General features: G+C 68.5%; 7 protein-coding genes. All 7 read right to left on the bottom strand.

Features of this window, described 5'->3' with window-relative positions; translation table 11 throughout:
• The coding region (locus VHB27_RS07175; RefSeq protein ID WP_325598684.1) for a polyphosphate kinase 2 family protein at positions 1-851 on the bottom strand (851 nt) is incomplete at its 3' end.
• On the bottom strand, positions 848-1741 hold the full coding sequence (locus tag VHB27_RS07170; protein WP_325598682.1) for an HpcH/HpaI aldolase/citrate lyase family protein: 894 nt from the start codon (positions 1739-1741) through the stop codon (positions 848-850). The genes VHB27_RS07175 and VHB27_RS07170, both read right to left, overlap by 4 nt.
• 4 nt (positions 1742-1745) lie before the next feature.
• On the bottom strand, positions 1746-2966 hold the full coding sequence (locus VHB27_RS07165; RefSeq protein WP_325598680.1) for a CaiB/BaiF CoA transferase family protein: 1221 nt from the start codon (positions 2964-2966) through the stop codon (positions 1746-1748).
• A 35-nt stretch (positions 2967-3001) separates the two neighbouring features.
• On the bottom strand, positions 3002-3805 hold the full coding sequence (locus VHB27_RS07160; protein WP_325598678.1) for an SDR family NAD(P)-dependent oxidoreductase: 804 nt from the start codon (positions 3803-3805) through the stop codon (positions 3002-3004).
• A 216-nt stretch (positions 3806-4021) separates the two neighbouring features.
• Complete coding sequence (locus tag VHB27_RS07155; RefSeq protein WP_325598676.1) at positions 4022-5293, bottom strand: beta-ketoacyl-ACP synthase; 1272 nt, start codon at positions 5291-5293, stop codon at positions 4022-4024.
• Between the two features lie 30 nt (positions 5294-5323).
• Positions 5324-6508 (bottom strand): beta-ketoacyl-ACP synthase, encoded by a 1185-nt coding sequence (locus tag VHB27_RS07150; RefSeq protein ID WP_325598674.1) that lies wholly within the window; start codon positions 6506-6508, stop codon positions 5324-5326.
• Positions 6498-6971, bottom strand: a complete 474-nt coding sequence (locus VHB27_RS07145) for a 3-hydroxyacyl-ACP dehydratase FabZ family protein (protein WP_325598672.1) — start codon at positions 6969-6971, stop codon at positions 6498-6500. Before VHB27_RS07145 ends, VHB27_RS07150 begins: the two co-directional genes overlap by 11 nt.
• Positions 6972-6990 lie beyond the last annotated feature (19 nt).

The raw sequence follows: 6990 nt of genomic DNA, 5'->3' as shown, positions 1-6990 counted from the left end.
CGCAGGTCCAATGCTGACAGCGCGTCGATCATGGCAGCGACCACGATCAGGCGGGTGAACCACTTGTTGTCGGCCGGCACGACGAACCAAGGGGCGTGCGGCGCGGCGGTGGCGGCGATCGCGTCCTCATACGCCGACTGGTAGTCGTCCCAGAAGCCCCGTTCGACGACGTCGCCCGCGCTGAACTTCCAGTTCTTGTGCGGTTCGTCCAGCCGCGACAGGAAGCGGCGCTTCTGCTCGTCTTTCGACACGTTGAGGAAGAACTTCAGCACCACCACGCCTTGGCGATGCAGGTAGCGCTCGAACGCGGCGATGGACTCCAGCCGCTCCCGCCAGATCTTCTTGCCGACCAGCTTCGGCGGTATGTTCTGGCGCTCCAACAGGTGCGGATGCACCCGGACGGCCAGGACTTCCTCGTAATGGCTGCGGTTGAAGATGCCGATGCGCCCGCGCGCCGGCAGGGCCCTGTTGATGCGCCAGAGGAAGTCGTGCTCCAGCTCCTCGGGCCCCGGTACCTTGAAGCTGGTGATCTCCACGCCCTGGGGGTTCACCCCCGACATGACGTGCTTGATGGTGCCGTCCTTGCCGGCGGCGTCCATCGCCTGGAAGCAGCACAGCAGCGACCACTGGTTCTGGGCGTAGAGCCGTTCCTGCAAGGCGGACAGCCGTTCCACACCGCGCTGCAACAGCAGGTGCGAGTCCATCTTGCCCAGCAGCCGACCCGCGGTGTCGCCGGGGTCGTGGTCCTTCAGCTTGAACGTATTGCCCTTGGTGACGCGGTATCGATCGAGCACCTTCTTGACGGTCTTGCGGTCGATGTCCCCAAGCTCGGGCTCGTTGGCGTTGCTCATGATCCCTTGGCCCTGGCCCGCAGGGCCGCCGCCCGGTTCACGATCGTCCGAGCACGGTTGACCACCGGCACGTCGATCATCGCACCCTCGAACTGAACGGCGCCCAGGCCCTTGGCATAGGCTTCGTCATACGCCGCGATCATCCGTTCAGCCCGCTCGACCTCCTCGGGCTTCGGCGCGAACTCCTCGTTCAATACTTGCACCTGCAACGGATGGATCGCGCTCGCGAACACGAAGCCCAGCCGGCGGGAGCGGCGGACAATGGCCCTGAACGCCTCCTGGTCGCGGAAGTCCGCGATGGAGCCGACAAATCCCATCGGCAGAACGCCGGCCGCACGCGCGGCAAAGATGACCTGCTGCTTGGGGTAGAGGAGGCCTTCGGGTTCGGATTGCATCCCGACATCGGCGGCGAAATCCTCCGACCCCAGGCTCATGGCAACGATCCGGGGCGAGCTCTTGGCGATTTGTTCCATGCGGAAGAAACCGTTGGCGGTTTCGACCAGCACGACGAACTTCATGCTGCCTGCCGGCAACCCGCGTTCGGCTTCCAGTTCGGCGACGATTTCCTCGACGGCGTGGACGTGTTCGGCGCTGTCGACCTTGGTCAGGATCACCGCGGCGACGCCCGGGATGACCGCGGCCTCCAGGTCGCGCACCAGCATCCGCCAGGGGCGGTTGACGCGCACCAGCACGTCGGCGCCGTTGCGCGAGACCAGCGGGATGGCTTCGGCGATCAGCGTGCGGGCGTGGTCTTTCTGGGAGGGGGCAACCGCGTCCTCGAGATCCAGGATGATGCCGTCGGCGCCCCGATCGGCACCGGTGCGGACGAATTTCTCGCTCGTTACCGGAACGAACATCAGCGACCGCCAGGCGGGTAGGTCGTCACGCATGAAATCAGGCCTCCTTGATCGTGCCGGCTTCGGCCAGGGCGGCGATGCGGGCAGTGTCGTAGCCGATGGATTGCAGGATGGAGCGGGAGTGCTCGCCCAGCGCCGGAGCAGGGGAGCGGAGCCGGCCCGGCGTTTCCGACAGCCGGGGGATGATGTTGTGCATCACCACCGACCCGGCCTCCGCGTCCGGCGCTTCCACCAGCACGCCGCGCGCCTGCACATGGGGATCGTCCAGCAACTGGTCGACTTCATAGATCGGCGTGGCGGTCACCTCCGCCGCCTCGAAGACCGCCATGTTCTCGGCCAGCGAGCGGTCGGCGATCCAGGCGGCGACGATGCCGTCGCAGGCGTCGATGTTGCGCACCCGGTCCGTGTTCGTCCGGAACCTCGGGTCCTCGATCATGTCCGCGCGTCCGATCGCCCTGAACAGCCGCTCGGCCATCGCCTGGATGGAGGCGGAGATCGCGATGTAGCGCCCATCCTTGGTCCGATAGGCGTTGCGCGGGGACGTCGTCAGCGACCGGCTGCCGGTGCGCACCGGCTTGTCGCCGGTCACCCGATACGTCGCCGGATCGACGCCGAGGACCGAGATCATCGGCTCCAGCAGCGGCAGGTCGATGACCTGGCCGCGGCCGCCATGCTCCACCACGCGCCGCGCCACCATGACGGCATAGGCGCCGTACAGGCCGGCGATCATGTCCGCCAGCGCCAAAGGCGGCAGGACCGGCGGGCGGTCCTGGTAGCCGTTCTTGGAGGCGAAGCCCGACATCGCTTCCACGAGCGAGCCGAAGCCGGGGCGGTCGCGATAGGGGCCGTCCTGGCCGAAGCCGGTGATGCGGACGATGATCAGGCCGGGGTTCACCGCGTGCAGCACCTCGGGGCCGATGCCCATCGATTCCAGCGTGCCGGGGCGGTAGTTCTCGATCAGCACATGCGCGGTCGCCAGCAGGTCCTTCAGCGCCTGCATGCCGGCCGGGTCACGCAAGTTCAGCGCCAGGCTCCTCTTGTTGCGGGCGTAGACTTTCCAGTGCAGCGACAGGCCGTTGACGCGCCAGGCCCGCAGCGGGTCGCCGACTTTCGGGTCTTCGACCTTGATCACCTCGGCGCCCTGGTCGGCGAGTTGCAGGCTGACCATGTTGCCGGCGACCAGGCGGGACAGGTCGACGACGCGCAGGCCCTCCAGCGGGACGGGAGCGTTGGGATCGAAATCGAGGCGTTGCAGCATGGAATCCTGACCTGGGTGGAAAGAGACGGCGAAACTTAGGATTTTGGCTCGATCGGCATCCGGGCGATCGACAGCCACGCGATGGGGGCGCCGGCTTTCGCCGCCGCTTCCGATGCGGGCAGCCTGGTGTCCCAATCGGCGGCGATGAAGCGCCTGCCGTTCACGCCCGCGGCCTGGTCCGACACCAGCCACAGCAGCGGCGGGTTCATGATCTCCGGCCGCAGCATTTTCGACCGATCCCCGGCCTGACCCACCAGCGGCGTATCGGTCACGCCGCCGGGGACCAGGATGTTGACGCTGACGCCGCTGTCCTTCAGGTCGGCCGCCAGGGTCGCCATCGCCGACTCGCAGGCCGCCTTGGAAGAGCCGTAGAGCAGGTAGCCCTCCCGCACCATGGTGCCGAGGCTGGTGGTGACCGTGACGATCCGTCCACGGTTCCGCTTCAGCATGTGCGGCAGCACTGCGCGCGTCAGCATGATGGGGCCGGTGGCGTTGACCGCCAGGAAGCGCTGCCACTGGTCGGGCGTCACTTCCCAGAACCGGATCGTGTTGCGCCGCTGGTCGGCGCGCAGGCTGGCCTGGCCGATGCCCGCGTTGTTCACCAGCACGTCGATCTGGCCGAACGCATCCAGCGCCGCTTGGGTGATCCGTTCGAACGAGGCGGGATCGGCCAGGTCGGCGGTGAACGGTCGGATCGGGGCCGGCAGACCCGACAGCCCGGCTTCGTCGCGGTCCACCGCCAGCACCCCGAACCCGACCTCGGCCAGCGCGATGGCCATGACCCGGCCCATGCCGCTGGCGGCGCCGGTGACGATGGCTGATGTCTGTTCCTGTGGCATGGTCGTTGCCCTCCCGCCGGGAGTGTGCGGGCAAACCGACCGGTTGCCAAATCGCCCTTGAAGCATGATGACGGCGCTTTCGCTCACCCATCATGCTTGAGGGACTTATTCGATCGCGCGATTCAGACCTGCGGCGATGCCGCCTCCGGTCATCGCGCCTGTTCGTTTGACCGCGCGATTCAGACCTACGGCGATGCCGCCTCCGGTCATCGCGCGTTAGGCCGTTCCCAGCACCAGGCAGACATTCTGTCCGCCGAAGCCGAACGAGTTCGAGATCGCGTGCTTCAGGCCGGTGACCGGCCGCGCGACGTTCGGCACGCAGTCGACCGGCAGCGTCGGATCGGGAATTTCGTAGTTGATCGTCGGCGGCATCAGGCCCTCGCGCAGCGTCAGCGCGGTGAAGATCGCCTCGACCGCCCCCGCGGCGGTCAGCGAATGGCCGATCATCGACTTGTTTGACGACATCGGGATGGAGCCGGCGCGTTCGCCGAACACCGTCGAGACGCCGACCCACTCCATCTTGTCGTTTTCCGGCGTCCCGGTGCCGTGGGCGTTGATGTATCCGACGTCTTCAGGCGCCAGGCCGGCATCCGCCAGCGCGTTGCGCATGCAGGCGATGATCGGCTTGCCGTCCGGCGAGGACCGCGTGCGGTGGAATCCGTCCGCCTGTTCCCCGCAGCCTTCCACGACCGCCAGCACCTTGGCCCCGCGTGCCCGAGCGGCGGCGAGGCTTTCCAGCACGAGGGCGCCGGCGCCTTCGGCCATGACGAACCCTTCACGGTCCTTGCTGAACGGACGCGACGCGGCGGAGGGCGGGTCGTTGCGCGTCGACAGCGCCGACAGCAGGGAGAAGCGGATCAGGCTCTCGGCATTCACCGACGCATCGGTGCCGACCACCAGGGCGGCGTCGGCCTCGCCGCGGCGGATCGCCTCGACGCCCAACTGGATCGAGGTCCCGCCGGACGCGCACGCCGTCGAGGTGGCGATCGGCGAACCCTGGGTGCCGAACCGGTCGGCCAGCGCCTCGCCGACCGAGGCGAACAGGAAGCGCGTGTAATACCCCTCGAACTTGCCGCTTCCGGCGGCGCGCAGCAGGTCGTCATACGTCACTTGATCGTTCGCGCCGGAGGCGGCGGCGAGGGCGAAACGCTGCGGCCATTCCATTTCGACGGGCGGCAGCGCCATGAACAGCGGGCCCGGGAACGCGCCGGGGCGGCCGATGCCGGATTCGGCCAGCGCTTCGTCGATCACCAGTTCCGCCAGGCGCTGCGACAGGGCCGGGGCGGATGGGTCCTCGACCGGGATGAAATCGACCGTGCCGGCGATCGTGGTGCGCATGTTGCCGACCGGGAAGCGGGTGATTCGGCGGATACCGGACTGGCCCGCGGTCAGCGCCTTCCAGTTCGCCGCCTGGCCCTGGCCCAAGGAGGTGATCACGCCCATGCCGGTGATGACGACGATCGGGCGGCCCAGATGATCGGTGTCCATTGGCGGTCCCTTTCTCAGCGGCCTCGACTTCTAAGCGGCTTCGACCAGCGCCATGGCTTCGCCGCGCCAATGGCCCCAGCCGGTCACCAGTGCCTGGCGCAGCGGTGAGGCCATCGCTGCCTCGGCCGGCTCCAGCGGCGGGAACAGCGTGCCGTGCTTCACCGCCAGCGCGGCCAGCGCCAGGCTGGCCGGGAAGGCGGGTTCCAGCGAATGCCCCAGGGCCGTCGCGGATGCCCGTACCGGCAATCCCAGTTCTGCCAGCAGCACGGCCTCTTCGCGGGTCGGCGCCGGCGCCCCGGAAGCGCCCGATATCACCGCCGTGGCGGCGGGGTCGTGGGCCGGCATCGCCGCCAGTTGCACGCGAGCGTTCGCCGTTGCCTGTCCCGGCTCCCGCCGGCAGCGATCGGTGCGGATCCCCGCGATATGCCCGAACGCCTCCACGCCTCGCCGGCGCGCGCTCGCTCGGCTTTCGATCACCAGGAAGCAGCCGACGGAGCCCAGGACCATGCCGGGGCCGTCGGCCTGGCGCGCCCAGACCGGCGCGAACGGCGCATGGCGCAGCAGTCCGCCCATTTCGTAATGCAGCAGCACGTCCGGCCGCTGGGCGTTGTACGATCCGCCGACCAGCACCATGTCGCCCTGGTCGGCGGCGATCCGGGCGCAGGCGATGCGCACGGCGTCGGCGCCGCAGGCTTCCTCGCCCATGAAGGTGCGGGACGATCCGGTGACGCCGTGGACGATGGAGATGTTGCCGGCCAGCAGGTTGGAAAGCTGTGCCAGGAACAGCGTCGGCCGCAGGTCGCCCAGCAGCCGCTCATTCAGCCAGGCGCCCGGGTCAGCCTGCTTGCCGTAGCCGGACAGGATGGCGGCGTCGACCGTATAGTCCCGCTCCCCGCCGCCGGCGGCGACGATCATGTCCATCCGCGACAGCAGGTCTGCGTTGCCTTTCAGGCCCGCCGAGTCCAGCGCCAGGCCGGCGGCGAAGACGCCCATGCGCTGCCACGCCTCCATCTGCCGCTGGTCGCCGCGCTTGGGGATCTGCTTGTCGAGGTCGAGCGGCGCCAGCGGGTGCACCGGAAACGGCGCGAAGGTCTCGGCATCCACGACGGGAGAGAAGGAGCGCAGGGCGTCCCAGGTCGCCTCGATCCCCGACCCAAGGCAGGAGACCAGGCCGATCCCGGTGATCAGCGCGTCGCGGTCGAGATCACGCGGCATGCAGCAACTCCTCCGGCACGGCGACCCGTCGGGCGGTTTCCAGCATCGCGGCGCGCAGCGTGTCGTTGGGGAAGGGGACGACGCCGTAGCGGATCTCGGCCTCCGACACTTTCTTGCCGCCGGAACGGGTGAGGCCGTTGATCACCGCGTAGCCGGAGCCTTCATGGACCAGGGTCGCGCTGACTTCCAGCGCCGCGCCCGGCTCGACGAAAGAGCGCATCTTGGCCTTCTCGACCTGCATCAGGAACGGCATGCGGGTGAAGCGCAGCTTGGCCAGCACCAGCCAGCCGCCGGTCTGCGCCATCGTCTCGATCATCAGCACGCCGGGCAGGATCGGATGGCCGGGGAAATGCCCTTCGAATACCGGCGACTGGTCGGGAACCCGCGCGGCGACCTGAATCTGGCCGGCGGTGACGTCCAGGGCGGTGATCCGATCGACCATCTGGAAGTATTCCAGGCGCATCTGGTCACCGTGGTCCTTG

The sequence above is a fragment of the Rhodopila sp. genome, assembly GCF_035548235.1.
Taxonomy (GTDB): domain Bacteria; phylum Pseudomonadota; class Alphaproteobacteria; order Acetobacterales; family Acetobacteraceae; genus Rhodopila.
This window is presented reverse-complemented; position numbering and strand designations above follow the sequence as displayed.